The organism is Streptosporangium sp. NPDC051023 (assembly GCF_040689595.1).
Taxonomy (GTDB): domain Bacteria; phylum Actinomycetota; class Actinomycetes; order Streptosporangiales; family Streptosporangiaceae; genus Streptosporangium.
The window spans coordinates 120,230-137,221 of sequence record NZ_JBFBCE010000008.1 but is presented as its reverse complement, the minus strand read 5'-3'; the positions used below and the strand labels follow the sequence as shown (position 1 = coordinate 137,221).

Annotated in this window: 15 protein-coding genes and 1 tRNA gene; 5 read left to right on the top strand and 11 right to left on the bottom strand. The window is 67.8% G+C overall.

The features are described from left to right. Positions 1-334: 334 nt before the first annotated feature. Positions 335-3,046 (bottom strand): DNA polymerase I, encoded by a 2,712-nt coding sequence (polA, locus tag AB0395_RS07710; protein WP_366278037.1) that lies wholly within the window; start codon positions 3,044-3,046, stop codon positions 335-337. 68 nt (positions 3,047-3,114) lie between these two features. Here polA and AB0395_RS07705 point away from each other — a divergent pair, with 68 nt between their 5' ends. After that, on the top strand, positions 3,115-3,537 hold the full coding sequence (locus tag AB0395_RS07705; RefSeq protein WP_366278035.1) for a hotdog fold thioesterase: 423 nt from the start codon (positions 3,115-3,117) through the stop codon (positions 3,535-3,537). A 445-nt stretch (positions 3,538-3,982) separates the two neighbouring features. Here AB0395_RS07705 and AB0395_RS07700 read toward each other — a convergent pair whose 3' ends face one another. The 3 genes from AB0395_RS07700 to AB0395_RS07690 are packed head-to-tail and all read right to left on the bottom strand — an operon-like array spanning position 3,983 to position 6,465. After that, positions 3,983-4,774, bottom strand: coding sequence for an amino acid ABC transporter ATP-binding protein (locus AB0395_RS07700; RefSeq protein WP_366278124.1), 792 nt, complete (start codon positions 4,772-4,774; stop codon positions 3,983-3,985). Then, the gene (locus AB0395_RS07695) at positions 4,774-5,625 is read right to left on the bottom strand and encodes an amino acid ABC transporter permease (RefSeq protein ID WP_366278034.1); all 852 of its coding nucleotides are present in this window, start codon (positions 5,623-5,625) and stop codon (positions 4,774-4,776) included. Before AB0395_RS07695 ends, AB0395_RS07700 begins: the two co-directional genes overlap by 1 nt. A 3-nt stretch (positions 5,626-5,628) precedes the next feature. Continuing rightward, positions 5,629-6,465: an ABC transporter substrate-binding protein gene (locus AB0395_RS07690; protein ID WP_366278032.1), complete on the bottom strand. Its 837-nt coding sequence runs from the start codon at positions 6,463-6,465 to the stop codon at positions 5,629-5,631. A 456-nt stretch (positions 6,466-6,921) separates the two neighbouring features. On the opposite strand from AB0395_RS07690, the gene AB0395_RS07685 reads away from it, so the two are divergent. Next, a complete protein-coding gene (locus AB0395_RS07685; RefSeq protein ID WP_366278030.1) occupies positions 6,922-7,476 on the top strand; it encodes a DUF4352 domain-containing protein in 555 nt (184 codons plus the stop codon). A gap of 120 nt (positions 7,477-7,596) precedes the next feature. On the opposite strand, the gene AB0395_RS07680 is transcribed toward AB0395_RS07685, so the two are convergent. From AB0395_RS07680 to AB0395_RS07655, 6 genes are all read right to left on the bottom strand, one after another. Then, a complete protein-coding gene (locus tag AB0395_RS07680; protein WP_366278028.1) occupies positions 7,597-8,331 on the bottom strand; it encodes an ABC transporter ATP-binding protein in 735 nt (244 codons plus the stop codon). Then, the gene (locus tag AB0395_RS07675) at positions 8,321-9,133 is read right to left on the bottom strand and encodes an ABC transporter ATP-binding protein (protein WP_366278026.1); all 813 of its coding nucleotides are present in this window, start codon (positions 9,131-9,133) and stop codon (positions 8,321-8,323) included. Before AB0395_RS07675 ends, AB0395_RS07680 begins: the two co-directional genes overlap by 11 nt. Then, positions 9,130-10,275, bottom strand: coding sequence for a branched-chain amino acid ABC transporter permease (locus AB0395_RS07670; protein WP_366278025.1), 1,146 nt, complete (start codon positions 10,273-10,275; stop codon positions 9,130-9,132). Before AB0395_RS07670 ends, AB0395_RS07675 begins: the two co-directional genes overlap by 4 nt. Next, entirely contained in the window at positions 10,272-11,240 is a 969-nt protein-coding gene (locus AB0395_RS07665; RefSeq protein WP_366278023.1) for a branched-chain amino acid ABC transporter permease, read from the bottom strand. The genes AB0395_RS07670 and AB0395_RS07665 overlap by 4 nt, the downstream gene beginning before the upstream one ends. A gap of 184 nt (positions 11,241-11,424) precedes the next feature. Continuing rightward, positions 11,425-12,588: a branched-chain amino acid ABC transporter substrate-binding protein gene (locus tag AB0395_RS07660; protein ID WP_366278122.1), complete on the bottom strand. Its 1,164-nt coding sequence runs from the start codon at positions 12,586-12,588 to the stop codon at positions 11,425-11,427. 382 nt (positions 12,589-12,970) lie between these two features. Continuing rightward, entirely contained in the window at positions 12,971-13,543 is a 573-nt protein-coding gene (locus tag AB0395_RS07655; protein WP_366278120.1) for a response regulator, read from the bottom strand. Between the two features lie 131 nt (positions 13,544-13,674). Between AB0395_RS07655 and AB0395_RS07650 the strand changes: the two genes are divergently transcribed. The 3 genes from AB0395_RS07650 (at position 13,675) to AB0395_RS07640 (ending at position 15,250) form a co-directional block, all read left to right on the top strand. Next, positions 13,675-13,757, top strand: a tRNA-Leu gene (locus AB0395_RS07650). 52 nt (positions 13,758-13,809) lie between these two features. Next, positions 13,810-14,577: a helix-turn-helix domain-containing protein gene (locus AB0395_RS07645; RefSeq protein WP_366278022.1), complete on the top strand. Its 768-nt coding sequence runs from the start codon at positions 13,810-13,812 to the stop codon at positions 14,575-14,577. Between the two features lie 127 nt (positions 14,578-14,704). Beyond that, entirely contained in the window at positions 14,705-15,250 is a 546-nt protein-coding gene (locus AB0395_RS07640; protein WP_366278020.1) for a GNAT family N-acetyltransferase, read from the top strand. A 219-nt stretch (positions 15,251-15,469) separates the two neighbouring features. Here AB0395_RS07640 and pyk read toward each other — a convergent pair whose 3' ends face one another. Then, positions 15,470-16,900 carry a pyruvate kinase gene (gene pyk, locus AB0395_RS07635; protein ID WP_366278019.1) on the bottom strand — a complete coding sequence of 477 codons (1,431 nt, stop codon included), beginning with the start codon at positions 16,898-16,900 and terminating at the stop codon, positions 15,470-15,472. Positions 16,901-16,992 lie beyond the last annotated feature (92 nt).

The following is a 16,992-nucleotide window of genomic DNA, read 5'->3' as shown; positions in this document are numbered from 1 at the left end:
ACAAAACTCCCGTACCCATCGAGATATCGGCTGGATTACCACCCTAGAACAGACTCGGGCAGGCCGGGCAATCAATCAGTGATCCACACAGTCACCACTCGGTGACCACACGGTGACCGCACGGTGACGGCCCCCACGTGACCACCGCGTGACCACCGCGCGGCCACCGCCGGGTGACGGCCCCCGCGCGATCACCGTGTGAGGACTGTGTGAGGACTGTGTGAGGACCGTGTGAGGACCGCCGCACGCACGGCCCCCGCGCGCGGCCACCACCGCGCGGGGCCGTACAGTAGCCGTCCGGTGGGCGCCGTGACGGCCACCGTGTGGCGGGTGCTCAGTGCCCCGCGTCCTCCCAGGTGCGGCCGATCCCGACGGAGACGTCCAGCGGGACGCGCAGTGAGTAAGCGGCGTTCATCCGGTCGACGACCAGCTCGCGCAGCGTCTCCAGCTCCCCGGGCGCCACCTCGAACACGAGCTCGTCGTGGACCTGGAGGAGCATCCGGGAGCGCAGCGCCGCCTCCTTGAGCGCGCTCTGCACGTTGAGCATGGCGACCTTGATGATGTCCGCGGCCGACCCTTGGATCGGCGCGTTGAGCGCCATCCGCTCGGCCATCTCGCGTCGCTGCCTGTTATCGCTGTTGAGGTCGGGAAGGTAGCGGCGGCGGCCCATGATGGTCTCGGTGTAGCCGTCCTGCCTGGCCTGAGTGACGATCGCGTTGAGGAAGTCGCGGACGCCGCCGAACTCCTCGAAGTACTCGTCCTTGAGCGCCCTGGCCTCCTGCACCGGGATGCCGAGCTGCCCGGACAGGCCGAAGTCGGACAGGCCGTAGGCGAGGCCGTAGTTCATCGCCTTGATCTTGGCCCGCATCTCACCGGTGACCTGCTGGGGCTCGATGTCGAAGACCCGCGCGGCGGTGGCCTGGTGAAAGTCGTGCCCGGACTCGAACGCCGCGATCAGCGACTCGTCTCCGGACAGATGCGCCATGATCCGCAGCTCGATCTGGCTGTAGTCGGCGGTCAGCAGGGTCTCGTAGCCGGGGCCGACCACGAAGCCCTGCCGGATCCTGCGGCCCTCCGCGGTGCGGATCGGGATGTTCTGCAGGTTGGGCTTCTCCGAGCTGATCCGCCCCGTGGCCGCCATGATCTGGTTGTACGTGGTGTGGATCCGTCCGTCGTCGGCGATCTCCTTGATCAGCCCCTCGACCGTGGTGCGCAGCTTGGCCTGGTCGCGATGCCTGAGCATGATGGTCGGCAGCTCGTGGTCGGTCTGGGTGGCCAGCCACACCAGCTGCTCGGCGTCCGTGCTGTAGCCAGTCTTGATCTTCTTGGTCTTCGGCAGCGCGAGCTTGACGAACAGGATCTCCTGGAGCTGCTTGGGCGAGCCCAGATTGAACTGCTCCCCGACGGCGGCGTGCGCCGCGTCGACCGCCTGCTTGACCGCGGCGCCGAACTCGGCCTCCAGGCCGCTGAGATACTCGCCGTCCGCCGCGATCCCGGCCCGTTCCAGCTCGGCCAGGACGGTCACCAGGGGCAGTTCGACGTCGCCCATCAGGTGGGTGCCGCCGCGCGGCTCGAGGAAGGCCTCGAGCGCGTCGGCCAGCTCCCGCACGGCCATGGCCCGCAGCCCGAGGTCGTGGGCGGTGTCGGCGTCCTGGTCGTCGAACAGGCTGGCCTGGCCGCCGCTCTCGGCCTCGCTGCGCAACTCCCGCTGCAGGTAGGTCCGCACGAGGTCCTCCAGCGGGAAGGAGCGCTGCCCCGGCATCGCCAGGTAGGCGGCGAGCGCCGTGTCGCACGTCAGGCCGCGCAGGTCCATCCCCTGCGCCCACAGCGCCAGCATCGGCCCCTTCGCGTCGTGCACGGCCTTGGCCTTCGACGCGTCGCACAGCCAGTCGCGAAGGGCCGCCTCGTCCGCCTCCGTCAGTGTGGCCGGGTCGATGAAGGCGGCGCTGCGCCTGCCGCCCGCGCCGCCGTCGCCGGGCGCGGCGATCGCGATGCTGTCGATCCGTCCCGTGCCGCTGCCGTAGGCGCCCCTGAAGGCGAGCCCGGCCCTGCCCTCGGGCAGCAGCCGCAGCCACGGGGCCACCTGGTCGGGGCCGAGCACGACGGTCTCGACCTCGAAGCCCTCCCCCGTCTCCGGCTCGGCCGAGGAGAGCGTCTTGAACAGCCGGTCGCGCAGCTCACCCCTGAACTCAAGGGCGTCGAGGATCTTGTCGATCTCGGCGCGCTCGCCCTGGCCGACCGTCAGGGCGGAGACCTCGAGGTCGAGCGGGACGTCGCGGGTGAGCTGGGTCAGGCGGCGGTTCATCAGGACCTGGTCAAGGTGGTCGCGCAGCTTGTCGCCAACCTTGCCCTTGACCTCGTCGATCCGGTTGACCAGCTCCTCCAGCGAGCCGAACTCGCGGATCCACTTGGCCGCCGTCTTCTCCCCGACGCCCGGAATGTTCTTGAGGTTGTCGCTGGTGTCGCCCCTGATGGCCGCGAAGTCGGGGTACTGGGTCGCAGTGAGCTCGTACTTCTCCAGCACGGCCTCGGGGGTGAACCTGGTCATGTTGCTGATGCCGACCCGGGTCATCAGCACCGTGACGCGCTCGTCGACCAGCTGCAGCGCGTCGCGGTCGCCGGTGACGATCAGCACGTTCATGTCCTGCGCGGCGGCGCGGGTGGCGAGCGTGGCGATCAGGTCGTCGGCCTCGTAGCCGGCCAGCGACAGGTGCGGGACGCGCAGGGCGTCGAGCATCTCGTGGATCAGGCTCATCTGGCTGCGGAAGCTGTCGGGGCTCTCGCTGCGGTTCGCCTTGTACTCGGGATACTCCTCGTGCCGGAACGTCGGCTCTGAGCGGTCGAAGCAGACCGCCACGTGCGTGGGCCGCTCGTCACGGAGCACGTTGACCAGCATCGAGGTGAACCCGAAAACCGCGTTGGTCTTCTGGCCCGTCGTGGTGGAGAAGTTTTCCTCGGGCAGGGCATAAAAAGCCCGGTATGCCAGGGAATGCCCATCCAGCAGCAACAGACACGGACGCGAGGGGGTCGCTTCGTTCTTCGGCACACCGGAAGCCTAGTCTCCTGGTGCGACAGAAAAGCTGGTCCAGCGCTATAGGAGACATCCCCTTGACCATGACAGACCCAGAGGAAGTCGCCCGCATCCTCGAGGAGCGGCTCGGCGGCACCTACGGCGGCACGCTCGTCGAGCGGATGGGCATCGAGATCACCGAGGCGACCCCGGAGCGGGTCGTCGGCCGGATGCCCGTCGAAGGCAACACCCAGCCGTACGGCCTGCTACACGGCGGCGCCTCGTGCGTGCTGGCCGAGACCCTCGGCTCGATCGGCGCGGCCTTCCACGCGGGCCCCGGGCGCGGGGCGGTCGGCATCGAGATCAACGCCACCCACCACCGCTCCGTCACCTCCGGCCACGTCACCGGCGTCGCGACCCTGGCGCACGGCGGCAGGACGGTCGCCACCTACGAGATCGAGATCACCGACGACCGGGGCCGCAGGGTGTGCACCTCGCGCCTTACCTGTGTATTGCGCGATCTCTGATCCCATACGTTTTCGATCATAATCGGACCTCCCCTTTTTGCACTCTTGCCACACGGGTCGCTACGGTGGGTGACATCGATGCCCGTGGGGGGACCGAGTAGAAAACGCGCAGGGTCGGGGAAGTCCTGTGCGGCGCCAAAGGTTCCCCCCGGGCTCGTGCTCGCCTCCCGTCCCCACGTCCGCCCCGCTCGGGGACACCGGACGGATCCCGGGAAAGGCCCTCAGAGCCTCCTCAGCCGCCCTCTGGGCCGCACGTCGTGGGCGGGTGCACAAATATGCGGCGACGGTCCGCCGACCTCTCTGAGAAGCCCTGAGCGGCTCAGGGAGAGGATCTCCGCGAAAAGGCCCGGCCCACCCCCGCGCGACCATCCCCTGGCCTCGGGCGGTGACGCGGCCCGCGCCGTCGCGGGCGCGGGCCGCAGCCGGGGAGCACCGGCGGCCGGGCTCAGACGTCGGTGTGCGTGGGGTCGAGCACGCGACGCAGGAAGCTCCTGGTCCGCTCATGCCGCGGGGCGCCGATGACCTGAGCCGCGGGACCGTCCTCGACGATCACTCCGCCGTCCATGAAGACCACCCGGTCGGCCACGTCCCTGGCGAAGGCCATCTCGTGGGTGACCACGAGCATGGTCATGCCCTCCTCCGCCAGTTTGCGCATAACCGTGAGCACGTCGCCGACCAGCTCGGGGTCGAGCGCGGAGGTCGGCTCGTCGAAGAGCATCAGCGCGGGGCTCATGGCCAGCGCCCTGGCGATGGCCACCCGCTGCTGCTGGCCGCCGGACAGCTGGGCGGGGTAGGAGTCCGCCTTGTCCGAGACGCCGACCTTCTCTAGGTTCTCCCTGGCGACCCGCTCCGCCTCCGCCGCGCCCCGCTTCAGCACCCGCCGCTGGGCGATCACCACGTTCTGCAGGACGGTCATGTGCGGGAAGAGGTTGAACTGCTGGAAGACCATGCCGACACGGCGGCGGGCCGCGTCGATGTCGACGTCGGGATCGGTCAGCTCGACGCCCTCCAGGACGACCCTGCCCGAGGTCGGCTGCTCCAGCAGGTTCACGCAGCGCAGCAGCGTCGACTTGCCCGACCCTGAAGGGCCGATGACGCACACGACCTGCCCCTGCTCGACCGCGAAGTCGATGCCCTTGAGCACCTCGAGCTTGCCGAAGTGCTTGTGCAGGTCCCTGATCTCGACCGCGTGGGCCACTGGAGCCACCGCCGTCGCCGAAGCCGCCGGGGTCGCCATCACCGCCCCCTCCCCTGACGTTTCTCCAGCCGGCTCGCGAGGTAGCCGAGCGGGATCGTGACGAGCAGATAGGTCACGCCGACGACCAGGATGGGCGTGGCGTTGGAGTACGTGGAGGCCAGGTCGTTACCGAACTTGGTGAGCTCGACGTACTCACCCGTGACGCCGAGGAACAGCACCAGCGAGGAGTCCTTGAGCAGGGAGACGAACTGGTTGGTCGTCGGCGGGATGACGATGCGGACGGCCTGCGGGATGACGATGCTGATCATGGCCCGCGCATGCGACATGCCCAGTGAGCGCGCCGCCTCCATCTGCCCCTTGGGAACCGCCTGCAATCCCGCGCGCAGCGTCTCGGCCATGTAGGCGGATCCGACGATGGTCAGGCCCAGGATGCCTTGGCCGTAGGTGCCGCCCGGCACCTCGAAGCCTGGCAGCGCCAACGGCAGGAACAGGATGAGCAGGAAGATGAGCAGCGCGGGCAGACCACGGAAGATCTCGATGTAGGCGATCGCGATCCACCTGTACGGCAGCACCGACGACAGCCTCATCAGGGCGAACAGCAGGCCGAACAGGAACGCGAAGAAGAAGCCGCCGACCGAGTAGATGATCGTGTTCTTCAGGGCGACCGTGAACACGTCCGGCCACGCCTGCACCGCGACGTCGGGCTTGGCGAAGTTCTCCGCGAGGCTGCCCCACTCGATGCGCAGTACGAGGAAGACCGCGACGGCGACCAGCACGACATACTGGACGATCCGGCTGATCCTCTGTTTCTTACGGGGACTGAACCTGGCCCTGCCGGGGGGCGGCCCCGCAGGGCCCGGTGGCTCAGTCGCCGTCGACTGGTCGGTCATGGATCAGCCGAGCTCTCCGGGCTTCTTACCGAACCACTTGACGTAGATCTGCTCGTAGGTGCCGTCGGACTTAGCCGTCGTGATCGCGTCGTTGACGGCCTTGAGCAGCACCGGATCGGCGTTCTTCTTCAGGCCGATGCCGTACTGCTCGCCGGTGTTGAGGCTCGCGACGAGTTCGAACTTGTCAGCGATCTCCGGCTTCTTGAGCCAGGTCAGCACGACCGGCAGGTCCTGGACGATCACGTCGACCTGACCGGACTGCAGGCCCAGGAGCTCCTTGGGCGAGTCGGCGAACTCCTTGGGGTTGAGCCCCTGCTTCTTGACGTAGTCGAGGCCCGTGGTTGAGGCCTGGGCGCCGAGAGGGGTCCCCTTGGCCTTGATCTCCTCCAGCGTCTTGACGCCCAGGCCCTTCTTGGCCAGCAGTGCCTGGGTGGCGTCGAAGTAGGGCACGGAGAAGGTGATGTTCTGCTGACGTTCAGGGGTGATGGTCATGCCCGCCGCCGCCACGTCGCACTTGCCCGCGGCCATCGCCGCACCGCTCTTGATGACGGCGAAGTCGATGTCGACGATGTCCTGCGTCAGACCGAGCTTCTTGGCCGCCAGGTCGACGATGTCCACGTCGAAGCCGACGACCTTGTTGCCCTGCTTGAACTGGAAGGGTTCGTAGGGCAGGTTCGTGCAGGTGGTCAGCTTGCCCGGGTGAACCAGCTTGGGGCCACCCGCCGCAGCGGGGGTGTTGGACGAGGCACCGCCACCGCCACAGGCCGCCAGGCCGAGCGTGCCGGCGACCACCACCGCACCCACCGCGAGCGCACGGCGGGAAACAAAACTCAGGCCCACAAAGGCCTCCTCACGGTCAACGTCGCGTCGTGGACAGTTACCTCCGGGTAATACTGCCCCACCTGCGCAGACATATAGATCACCGCTATGACACGATTCGGACAACAACCCCTTTCGGGGGCGCCCGGCTCGGTGCTCTGCTCCGACATAGATCCCGGCACCTCCGCTCATCGGACGGTCAACGCCCCTGCGGGGCCCGGCCCTGCGCCGGCGACACCCCCTCAAAACGGTGCAAATATTCTATATTTGCACTTCAGATGGGTTAAGCATCGCCTCCAGGCGTGTCGACGGCAACCCCGAGGTGACCGGCAGCATACCCGCGAGGACAGCCGGTGAACGCCCGCCGCCTCCAGAATCTCCGCGCTCTCCCCGCATCCCGGACGGGGAACCGCCCCGCTTAGGCAAGGCTCGCAAGGACATTGAGGGCGGAGCCCCGCCTCGGCTACGTTGCCCGGTGTGCGCAACCTCCCAAAGCTGTTCACCGGTGCCACCCTGTCCGTCGCGCTCCTCACCGGCTGCTCCGGGCAGGGCGCGGCGGCCCCCGCCCCCTCCTCCCCCACCCCGACCTATCGGCTGACGCCGCGCCCGGTGCGCCCCGGCGAGCGCCCGATCACCGCCGCGCCCGTGATGGACGGCGACACCCGTTTCCAGGTGATCGGCCTGCAGACCGGCCTGAGCGAGTTCGTCGGCAGTCACGGCGAGTGGCAGGCCAAGGGCCAGTACGTGGTCGTGCGGATCGTCGCCGACAACCCCGGCCGCACCAACTCCCGCTACGACGCCAAGCGGCAGAAACTCCTCACCGCCGACGGCGCCGAGTACGGCATCGACAGGTTCGCCCAGGCCATCAAGCGCCAGCCGGACACCCTCCCGCTCGGCGCCGAGGTCAGGATCGAGATGGACCTGTGGTTCGACGTGCCCAAGACGGCGCAGGTCATCGGGATCCGGCTGTACGGCGACCCGCCCCTCGGCGTCGGCGGCACCACGAAGGGCGTCACGGTCCCCCTGGCCTGAACGGCCCCCCGGCCCGCGGTCACAGCATCCCCCCGGGGAAACACGTGTCCCCGCCGCGCACGGACGCGACGGGGACACGGAAAACTGTCCGGAAACTGTCCGGAAACCGTTCGGCGCGGTCTACGCCCGCTCCTCCGGCACGTCGTGCCCGAGACCGCCGCCCAGATAGGCGGCCTGCACGTCGGGGTCGTCGAGCAGTTCCGCGGCGGGAGCGCTCTTGACCACCTTGCCGGTCTCCAGGACATAGGCCCGGTGGGCCAGCTTCAGCGCCTGCTGGGCGTTCTGCTCGACCAGCAGCACCGTGGTGCCGCGGCGGTTGATCTCCTCGATGATGGAGAAGATCTGCTGCACCATCAGCGGCGCCAGGCCCATCGACGGCTCGTCCAGCAGCAGCACCTTCGGCTTGGCCATCAGCGCGCGCCCGATGGCCAGCATCTGCTGCTCACCGCCGGACATCGTGCCGCCCGCCTGTGTCCTGCGCTCGGCCAGCCGGGGGAACAGCTCGTAGACCTCCGCCAGGTCGGCGGTGAAGTCGCCTGAGCGCGTGTAGGCGCCCATGAGCAGATTGTCGTGCACCGTCATGCCGGGGAAGACGCCCCGGCCCTCCGGCGCCTGCCCCAGGCCCGCGATGACCCGCTTGTGACCCGGCATCTTGCTGATGTCCTGGCCGTCGAAGGTGATGCTTCCCGACGTCAGGCCACGCAGGCCGGAGATCGTCTTCAGGGTCGTGGTCTTGCCCGCCCCGTTCGCGCCGATGAGCGTGACGATCTCGCCCTCGTTCACCTCGACCGAGATGCCCTTGATCGCGGCGATCTTTCCGTAGTGGACGTGGATGTCCTTGACCTCAAGAAGCATCTGCGGGAGCCCCCAAATACGCCTCGACGACCCGGGGGTCGTTCCGCACCTCGTCCGGCAGACCGTCGGCGATCTTCTGGCCGAAGTCCAGCACCGCGATGCGGTCGCTGATGCCCATGATGAGGCTCATGTCGTGCTCGATGATGAGAATCGTCCGGCCCGCGTCACGGATGTCGCGGATCAGCTGCTGCAGGGCGACCTTCTCCGCCGGGTTCATACCGGCGGCGGGCTCGTCGAGCAGCAGCAGCTTCGGCCTCGTCGCCAGCGCGCGGGCGATCTCCAGCCTGCGCTGATCACCGTAGGGCAGGTTCTTGGCGTGGTCGTTCGCCCGGTGCGAGATGCCGACGAAGTCGAGCAGCTCCATCGCCAGCGCGCGTCCCTCCCGCTCCGCCTTACGGTGCAGCGGAAGGCCGAGCGCCACGCTCAGCATGCCCGACTTGTGATGGGCGTCCGCGCCGACCATGACGTTCTCGATGGCCGTCATGTTGTGGAACAGCCGGATGTTCTGGAACGTGCGGGCGATGCCACGCTTGGTGATCTTGAAGCGCTTGACGCCGCTGATCTTCTCGCCCTGGAAGCGGACCTGCCCCTCCGTCGGCTGGTAGACCCCGGTCACCACGTTGAAGACCGTGGTCTTGCCCGCGCCGTTCGGGCCGATGAGGGCGAAGATCTCGCCCTCGTTGATGGTCAGGTCGACCTCGCGCAGCGCCGTGACGCCGCCGAAGCGCATGACCAGACCCTGCAGCTCCAGCATCGCGCGGCCGCCGCCCTCGCGGACCGCTCCGCTCACCTCGGCGCTCATTTGGAGGCCACCTCCTCACCGTGGGACTCGGGACCGGGAACCTCTGCGCCGAGAGTCCCCATCCCTCCTGATCCCTCTTTCAGCTCCGCCCTGCGCTGACGCGACGGCAGCAGCCCCTCGGGACGGAAGATCATCAACGCGACCAGCACCGCACCGAAGATCAGCATGCGGTACTCCTGCAGACCACGGAACCGCTCGGGCAGCCACGCCACCACGAACGCGCCCAGCATGACGCCCGGCAGGTTGCCCGCACCACCCATGACCACCGCGGCCAGGATCGTCGCCGACAGCAGGAACTGGAAGTCGTTCGGGTTGATCGAGATGGCCTTCGCCGCCCACAGCACGCCCATCGCGCCGCCGATGGAGGCGCCGATCGCGAAGGCGAGCATCTTGAAGCGGAACGTCGGCACGCCCATGACCTCGGCCGCGTCCTCGTCCTCGCGGATGGCCGCCCACGCGCGCCCGACCCTGCTCTTCTCCCAGCGCTTCACCAGGATGATCACGATGACGGCCAGCGCGACCAGCAGGTAGTAGTAGGGCCGCGGGTCCAGCACGCCGTACTTGAAGATCTTGATTCCGAACAGCTCGACGTCCGGGAGGCTCGGCGGGTGCGGAATGCCGCGGATGCCGTTCGGGCCGCCGATCGAGTCGGTGTTGCGCGCCGTGATCCGGATGATCTCACCGAAGCCCAGCGTGACGATCGCCAGATAGTCACCGCGAAGCCGCAGCGTCGGCGCGCCCAGCGTGACGCCGGACAGCGCGCACAGGCCGATCCCCACCAGCAGGATCAGCCAGAAGTTCCAGCCGAGCCTGGTGCCGATCAACGCCATCGCGTAGCCGCCGACCGCGTAGAACGCGACGAACCCCAGATCGAGCAGGCCCGCCTGACCGACGACCACGTTGAGGCCGATGGCCAGCACCACATAGGTGCCGATCGGGAAGAACAGGATGCTCGCCCAGTCGGTGTAGGGCGACATGAAGGAGCCGAGGCTCTCCGACGGCAGCAGCAGCGCCCCGACGATCAGAAGCGCGTAGACGATCCACCGCTGCCAGCCGGGGGTGTTCAGCCAGCGGTCGTGCACGGTGTCGCCGTACCGGCTGAGCCGATGGCGGAAATCTGCCAGGGAATTCTTCTCGTTCATGCGCGCGCCTGCTGAAGTGATTCACCGAGGATTCCGGTGGGGCGGAACATCAGGACCAAGACGAGGATGCTGAAGGAGATCACGTGCTTCCAGTCGGAGCCTGCGAAGATCGCCCCGTAGTTCTCCACCAGACCGAGCGCCATACCGCCGACCAGGGCACCGCGCAGGTTGCCGATGCCGCCCAGAACCGCCGCGGTGAACGCCTTGATCCCGAAGAGGAAACCGATGTAGTAGTACGTGTTCTCGTACGAGATCAGGTACAGCGCGCCGGCCACACCGGCCATGCCGCCGCCGATGAGGAACGTCATCCGGACGATCTTGTTGATGTCGACGCCCATCAAGACGGCCGCCTCGGGGTTCTGCGCGGTGGCGCGGATACCACGACCGATCTTCGTACGGTTGACGAGGGCGTCGAGTGCGATCATCATGCCGACCGCCGCCACGATGACGAGAACCTGGTCCACCCTGACCGCATGACCGAAGATCGAGAAAAGCTCGGTCCTCTCCATCAGCCGGGGCAGGCCCATCTGGATGCGGCCCTGCTGCGGACGGTTGAACACGTTCGGGATCACCAGGAGCGCGAACAGCTCCTGCAGGAAGATCGAGGCACCGATCGCCGAGATGAGCGCTGCGAGACGCGACGCGCCGCGCTTGCGCAGCGGCCGGTAGGCGATCCGCTCAAGCGCCACCGCGGTGCCCGCGGAGGCGAGCATCCCGGCCACGATCATCAGCAGGATCACCCCGACGAGCGCGATGCCGGTCAGCGGGGAGTTGATGCCGAAGACGAACGGCACGAACATCGCACCGAAGGTTCCGATCATGAACACTTCTGAGTGCGCGAAGTTGATCAGCCGGAGCACGCCGTACACCATGGTGTAGCCGAGCGCGATCAGGGCGTAGATCGATCCGAAGGACAGGCCGTCGATCGTGGCCGGCCAGAACTGATTGACGAAGTCATTGAGCACTAGGGTTTACCACTTCTAGCGGGGGTCGCCTGCACTGCCGGTAGCACACCGCTTCCAGCAGAACCTCGTGGACTCTGGTGGAAGTACGCGGAAAGACCCGGGTGGAGGTACGCGGAAAGCGGGACCGCACTGCGGCGACCCCGCTCCCCGCGCGTCAACTACCTTCTCTTCTCGCGTTCTGGCCCTAGCCCAGCTTGGCCTCTGCGGCCTTGCCCAGCAGCGTGATGACGCCGCCCTTGACCTGGTAGATGTAGATGTCCTTGGCCTGGACCTCACCGTTGTCGCCGAACTTCACCTGCTTGGAGACGCCCGCGAGGTCAATGGTCTTGATGAACTCGTTGATCTTGTCCGTGGTGGTGTTGCCCGCCTTGACCGCCTCGGCGAAGACCGTCGCGGCGTCGTAGCCCTCGGCCGCGTAGATCGCCGGGTCGGCGCTGAAGGCCGCCTTGTAGGCGTCGGCGAAGCCCTTCACCTTGGGGTCGGTGACGTCGGGCGTGGCGATGTAGCAGGGGCAGCCGACCAGGGCGCCCTCGGCGTTCGCCGCACCGGCGCCGTCGATCAGGCCCTTGTCCAGCGAGCCGTCGCCGGAGAAGAACTTCGCGTCCTTCACACCCTTGTCACGCAGCTGCTTGAGCAGGTTGCCGCCCGCCGCGTAGTAACCGCCGAAGAAGATCGCGTCCGGCTTGGCCGCGGCGACCTTGTTCACCACCGAGGAGAAGTCGCTCTCGGCCGGGTCCAGCGAGTCGTTGGTCACCTTGGCGCCCTTGACGCCGAGCTCGGTGCGGACCGCGTCGGCCAGCGGCTTGCCGTACTCCGACTTGTCGTCGATGACGAACACGTTCTTCGCCCCGGCGGCACCGGCGATGAAGTCCGCGATGCCGGGGCCCTGGACGCCGTCGTTCGGCAGCACGCGGTGCCAGAACTTCCAGCCGTTCTCCGCCAGCTTGGTGTTCGTCGCCGAGGCGGTGATGCTGGGGATCCCGGCCTCCTCGAGGACCGGGGCAACCTGCGCGGACTCGCCGGAGAAGGCGGGGCCGATCAGACCGGCGATCTTGTCGGTCTTGATGGCCTGCTGGGCCAGCGCGACCGCCTTCGAGGCGTCACCCTGGCTGTCGTACTCGACCAGTTCGATCTTCACCGGCGGGTTGGTCTTGTTGTACTCGTCGAAAACGAGCTTCGCGCCGTTCCGCGGGGGAATGACGATACCGGCGTTGGCACCGGTCAGGTCACCCATGAAGCCGATTTTGACGGTGCCGGCAGCGGGAGCGGCAGCGCTGGAGCCGCCGTCCGACGGCTTGGCCTCAGAGCCACCGTTACCACAGGCAGCGAGACCGAGGGTAAGCGCCACACCGGCAGCGAGCACTCCACCGAGGCGAGCAGTCTTAGGCCGCAAGGTTGCCTTCCTTTCGCCCGACCCCTCATCGGGAACGGGTTCACAGATGCCCCCTGGCGGAGTGGCCAGGAGGTTGTGTCGGTTAGTACAGCCAGCGGATGTCACGGGTCGATACAGGACAGCCCCCCGTAACCGTTTCGTTATTACACCGATTCTTTTCAGCTATAAGCGACAAAAGCCATGGTCACTGGCAGCATCACCCCCCTCACATAGATCGCTTCCGGACACGCGAAAGCCCGCGTCACACCCCGGACACCGGAGCCGCGCGGGCTTAACAAACAGGAAACCTTCCTAAGCGACGGGTCGGCCCCAGCCGCGGGCCAACCCCTGGGACCCCCTAGGCACCACCCGTGCCCGAAACCCCGTCGACCACGATCTGCGCCACCTGACGCATGCTCAACCGGCGGTCCATCGACGCCTTCTGGATCCACCGGAACGCCTGCGGCTCACTCCACCCGTGCTCCGACATCAGCAGACCCTTCGCCCGCTCAACCAGCTTGCGCGTCTCCAGCCGTTCGGAGAGCGTCCCCACCTCCCGCTCAAGCGCCGCGATCTCCTCATGCCTGCTCACGGCCATCTCGATGGCGGGCACCAGATCCGACTTCGTGAACGGCTTCACCAGATACGCCATCGCCCCCGCGTCCCTCGCCCGCTCGACCAGGTCACGCTGCGAGAACGCGGTGAGGATCAGACACGGCGCGATCCGCCGCGACACGATCTGCTCGGCGGCCGAGATCCCGTCCAGGATGGGCATCTTCACATCCAGGATCACCAGATCGGGCCGATGCTCGGCGGCCAGCGCGACCGCGGCCTCCCCGTCTCCGGCCTCCGCGACGACGGCGTACCCGTCCTCTTCCAGCATCTCCTTGAGATCGAGGCGAATCAGGGCCTCGTCTTCCGCGATCACCACTCGCCGCTGCGTACTCACGAGCAAGAGAGTACCGATGTCCGCTAGATTAGGACCACGCCGGTGTCCACAGCTGATCCAGTTCTGGGTAAGCTCGCTACCGGCACACAATCCGGACAAGTCCGGAAAAATAAGCCGGAATGGTGAAATGGCATACACGGACGCCTCAAAAGCGTCTGCTCGAAAGGGCGTGCGGGTTCGAGTCCCGCTTCCGGCACACATTCGGTAGTCGCTCGAAAACTGTCGGTGACCATCGGCATGCTTGGCGCATGCACTCCCGAGAAACCGTCGAACGCGCTCTTCGACTCTCCGCTCAGGGCCTCGTCGATCGCCAGGTGGCAGCGCTTTGCGGCGTGTCGCTTGGCGCGGTCCAGAAGTGGCGCACCCGGACACGGCGAGCAGGCGAAGAGGAAGACCGCCGACGTTTTCACTCCTGCCCCCGATGCCACGGGCGGACGCTGGACCACAGCGCCTACGCGTACCTGCTCGGGCTCTACCTGGGCGATGGGCACATCCTGTTGTGCAAGAAAGGCGTCTACCAACTCTCTCTGGCATGTTGTGACGACTGGCCAGGGCTGATGGAAGCCGCGGCGGAGGCCATGACGACGGTCATGCCGACCTCGTCAGTCAGCCGCCGTCAGCTTCAGGGATGCACGGAGATCAAGAGCTACTCCAAGCATTGGGCCTGCTTGTTCCCCCAGCACGGTCCCGGACGGAAACACGAGCGCAAGATCGCGTTGGAAGAATGGCAGCGTGAGATCACCGAAGCGCATCCTGACCTCTTCGTGCGGGGCCTGATGCACTCAGACGGCTATCGCGGAGCGAACCGGGTACGCCGCCATTTCAACGGCAGCGATCACTGGTACGAATACCCTCGCTACCTTTTCAAGAACGAGTCGGGGGACATCCTCGAACTGTGCGGCCAAGCTCTCGACCTGCTGGGGGTCGCGTGGCGCCGTTCCAAGCCCAACACCATATCGGTCGCGCGGCGGGAGGCCGTCGAGCGGCTGGACGAGTTCGTCGGGCCGAAGCACTGAAGGCCCGCAGGCGTCGGGACGCGCGGGAGGAAGCGGGAAGGAGGGGGGTGGGTTGCCCACGGGGGGAGGGATCGGGAAGAGTCGGCGGCACCGGGTCTCTTCGGGCCCTACGGAGTGAGAGGCAGCCATGACTTGTGACGTCGTTCCCGGTGAGCTCCGCCTGAGCGGGCACGGCCTGGTGTTGCGGGAGTGGGAGGACGACGATCTGGCGGCCATGGTCGGCCTGTTCGATGATCCCGAGGTGGCTTACTGGACGCCGCTGGTCTCCCCGTTCGATCTGGAGGCCGCCCGGGTCTACCTGAAGCGGGCACGGGAGAGGCGGGCCGCGGGGCAGCGGATCCAGCTGGCCATCACCGTGGACGGGGGCGAGGCTCTGGGCGAGGTGCTGCTGATGCGGAGCGGGTCCGGCCTGGAGGTCGCGGAGATCGGATACAGCGTGGGGGCGGCGCACCGGGGGCGGGGGCTGGCCGCGCGGGCGGTGCGGGTGATGACGGAGTTCGCGCGCGGCACGGTGGGGGTCGAGCGTCTGCTGCTGGAGATCGAGGCGGGCAACGCGGCGAGCGCGGCGGTCGCGCAGGCCGCGGGTTACCGCTTGACGGACGCGCCGCCGATTCCCACGGAGGAGAAGGGCAGGACGTTGTCGCTGCGGACGTGGGAGTACGGCGGGCTCTAGCGAGAGCGGCCGGGGAGGTCGGGGGGCGGGAGCCGGGGAGATCGGGGGCGGGAGGATGCTTCCCGCCCGTTCACCGGCCACGCCGCAGGTGAAGGCGGGGCCGGGACCATGGCGTCATGGTCGTGGCCCCGGGTGTGGGTTCGGGACTGAGACGACGGTACGGCCGGCGCTGGCGGCCGGCCGTACCGGATGGAGCTGCCGTACCCGATGGGGCCGGGATCAGGCGGGGTGGGAGACGGCCGCGCCGATGGTGTGGACGCGCAGGGCGTTGGTTGAGCCCGCGGTGCCGGGAGGGGACCCGGCGACGATGACGACCTTGTCGCCCTTCTCCAGGCGGGCGTTGGCCAGCAGGGAGGCCTCGACCTGGCGGACCATGTCGTCGGTGTGGTGGACGAAGGGCACCTCGAAGGTCTCCACGCCCCAGGTCAGCGCGAGCTGGTTGCGGACGTGGGGGGCGGAGGTGAAGGCGAGCAGCGGGATCGGCGAGCGGTAACGGGCCAGGCGGCGGGCGGTCTCGCCGGACATGGTGAACGCGACGAGGGCCTTGGCTCCGACGATGGCGCCGACCTCGGCCGCGGCGCGGGCGATGGCGCCGCCGGTGGTCTCCGGCAGCCGGTCGAGGCTGTGGGTGGCCTGCAGTGAGGTTCTCTCGGCCGCGAACGCGATGCGGCTCATGGTCTGCACTGCCTCGATGGGGTAGTTGCCGACCGAGGTCTCGCCGGAGAGCATGACGGCGTCGGCGCCGTCCATGACGGCGTAGGCGACGTCGGAGGCCTCGGCGCGGGTCGGGCGCGGAGCGGAGATCATCGAGTCGAGCATCTGGGTGGCGACGATGACGGGGCGGGCCTTCTCGCGGCAGAGCTCGATGGCTCGCTTCTGGACGATCGGCACGTCCTCGAGGGGCAGCTCGACGCCGAGGTCGCCGCGGGCGACCATGATGCCGTCGAAGGCCTCGATGATCTCGGGGAGCCGCTCGACGGCCTGAGGCTTCTCGATCTTGGCGAGCAGCGGGAGGCGGACGGCCTCCTGTTCCATGATGTTGCGCACGACGTCGGCGTCCGAGGGGCGGCGGACGAAGGAGAGGGCGATGAGGTCGAATCCGGTGCGCAGGGCCCAGCGGAGGTCGGTCTCGTCCTTGTCGGTGAGCGCGGGGGCGCTGACGTTGACGCCGGGCAGGTTGAGGCCCTTGTTGTCGGAGATCATGCCGCCGATGATCACGCGGGTGGTGACGCGGGGGCCGTCGACGCGGGTGACCTCCAGGTGGACGCGTCCGTCGTCGACGAGGATGCTGTCGCCGGGGCGGACGTCCTTGTGGAGGCCGAGGTAGGTGGTGGAGACCTGTTCGCGGTCGCCGGGGACGTCTTCGGTGGTGATGGTGAAGACGTCGCCGAAGCCGAGGCGGACGGGGCCTTCCTCGAACTTGCCGACGCGGATCTTGGGACCCTGCAGGTCGGCGAGCACGCCTACGCCGCGGCCGAGCTCGGCGGCGACCTCCCTCACCCTGTCGTAGACCTCCTTGTGCAGCTCGTGGCTGCCGTGGCTGAGGTTGAAACGAGCCACGTCCATGCCTGCGGCTATGAGCTCGCGGAGGCGTTCCGGGGAGGAGGTGGCGGGGCCGAGAGTACAGACGATTTTTGCGCGACGAGTCACGGGTCCCACCCTAATTGGTACAGACCACTTGGTCGTTACGTTGGTCCGGAGCGGGGATGAAAAACTCGGTGACATCACGTTACCGTCGCGGC

Excerpts from the sequence above, each read along its gene's own strand:
- AB0395_RS07705 (WP_366278035.1), top strand. The coding sequence starts at position 3,115 with ATGACAGACCCAGAGGAAGTCGCCCGCATCCTCGAGGAGCGGCTCGGC.
- AB0395_RS07700 (WP_366278124.1), bottom strand. The coding sequence starts at position 4,774 with ATGGCGACCCCGGCGGCTTCGGCGACGGCGGTGGCTCCAGTGGCCCAC.
- AB0395_RS07695 (WP_366278034.1), bottom strand. The coding sequence starts at position 5,625 with ATGACCGACCAGTCGACGGCGACTGAGCCACCGGGCCCTGCGGGGCCG.
- AB0395_RS07680 (WP_366278028.1), bottom strand. The coding sequence starts at position 8,331 with ATGCTTCTTGAGGTCAAGGACATCCACGTCCACTACGGAAAGATCGCC.
- AB0395_RS07675 (WP_366278026.1), bottom strand. The coding sequence starts at position 9,133 with ATGAGCGCCGAGGTGAGCGGAGCGGTCCGCGAGGGCGGCGGCCGCGCG.
- AB0395_RS07670 (WP_366278025.1), bottom strand. The coding sequence starts at position 10,275 with ATGAACGAGAAGAATTCCCTGGCAGATTTCCGCCATCGGCTCAGCCGG.
- AB0395_RS07645 (WP_366278022.1), top strand. The coding sequence starts at position 13,810 with ATGCACTCCCGAGAAACCGTCGAACGCGCTCTTCGACTCTCCGCTCAG.
- AB0395_RS07640 (WP_366278020.1), top strand. The coding sequence starts at position 14,705 with ATGACTTGTGACGTCGTTCCCGGTGAGCTCCGCCTGAGCGGGCACGGC.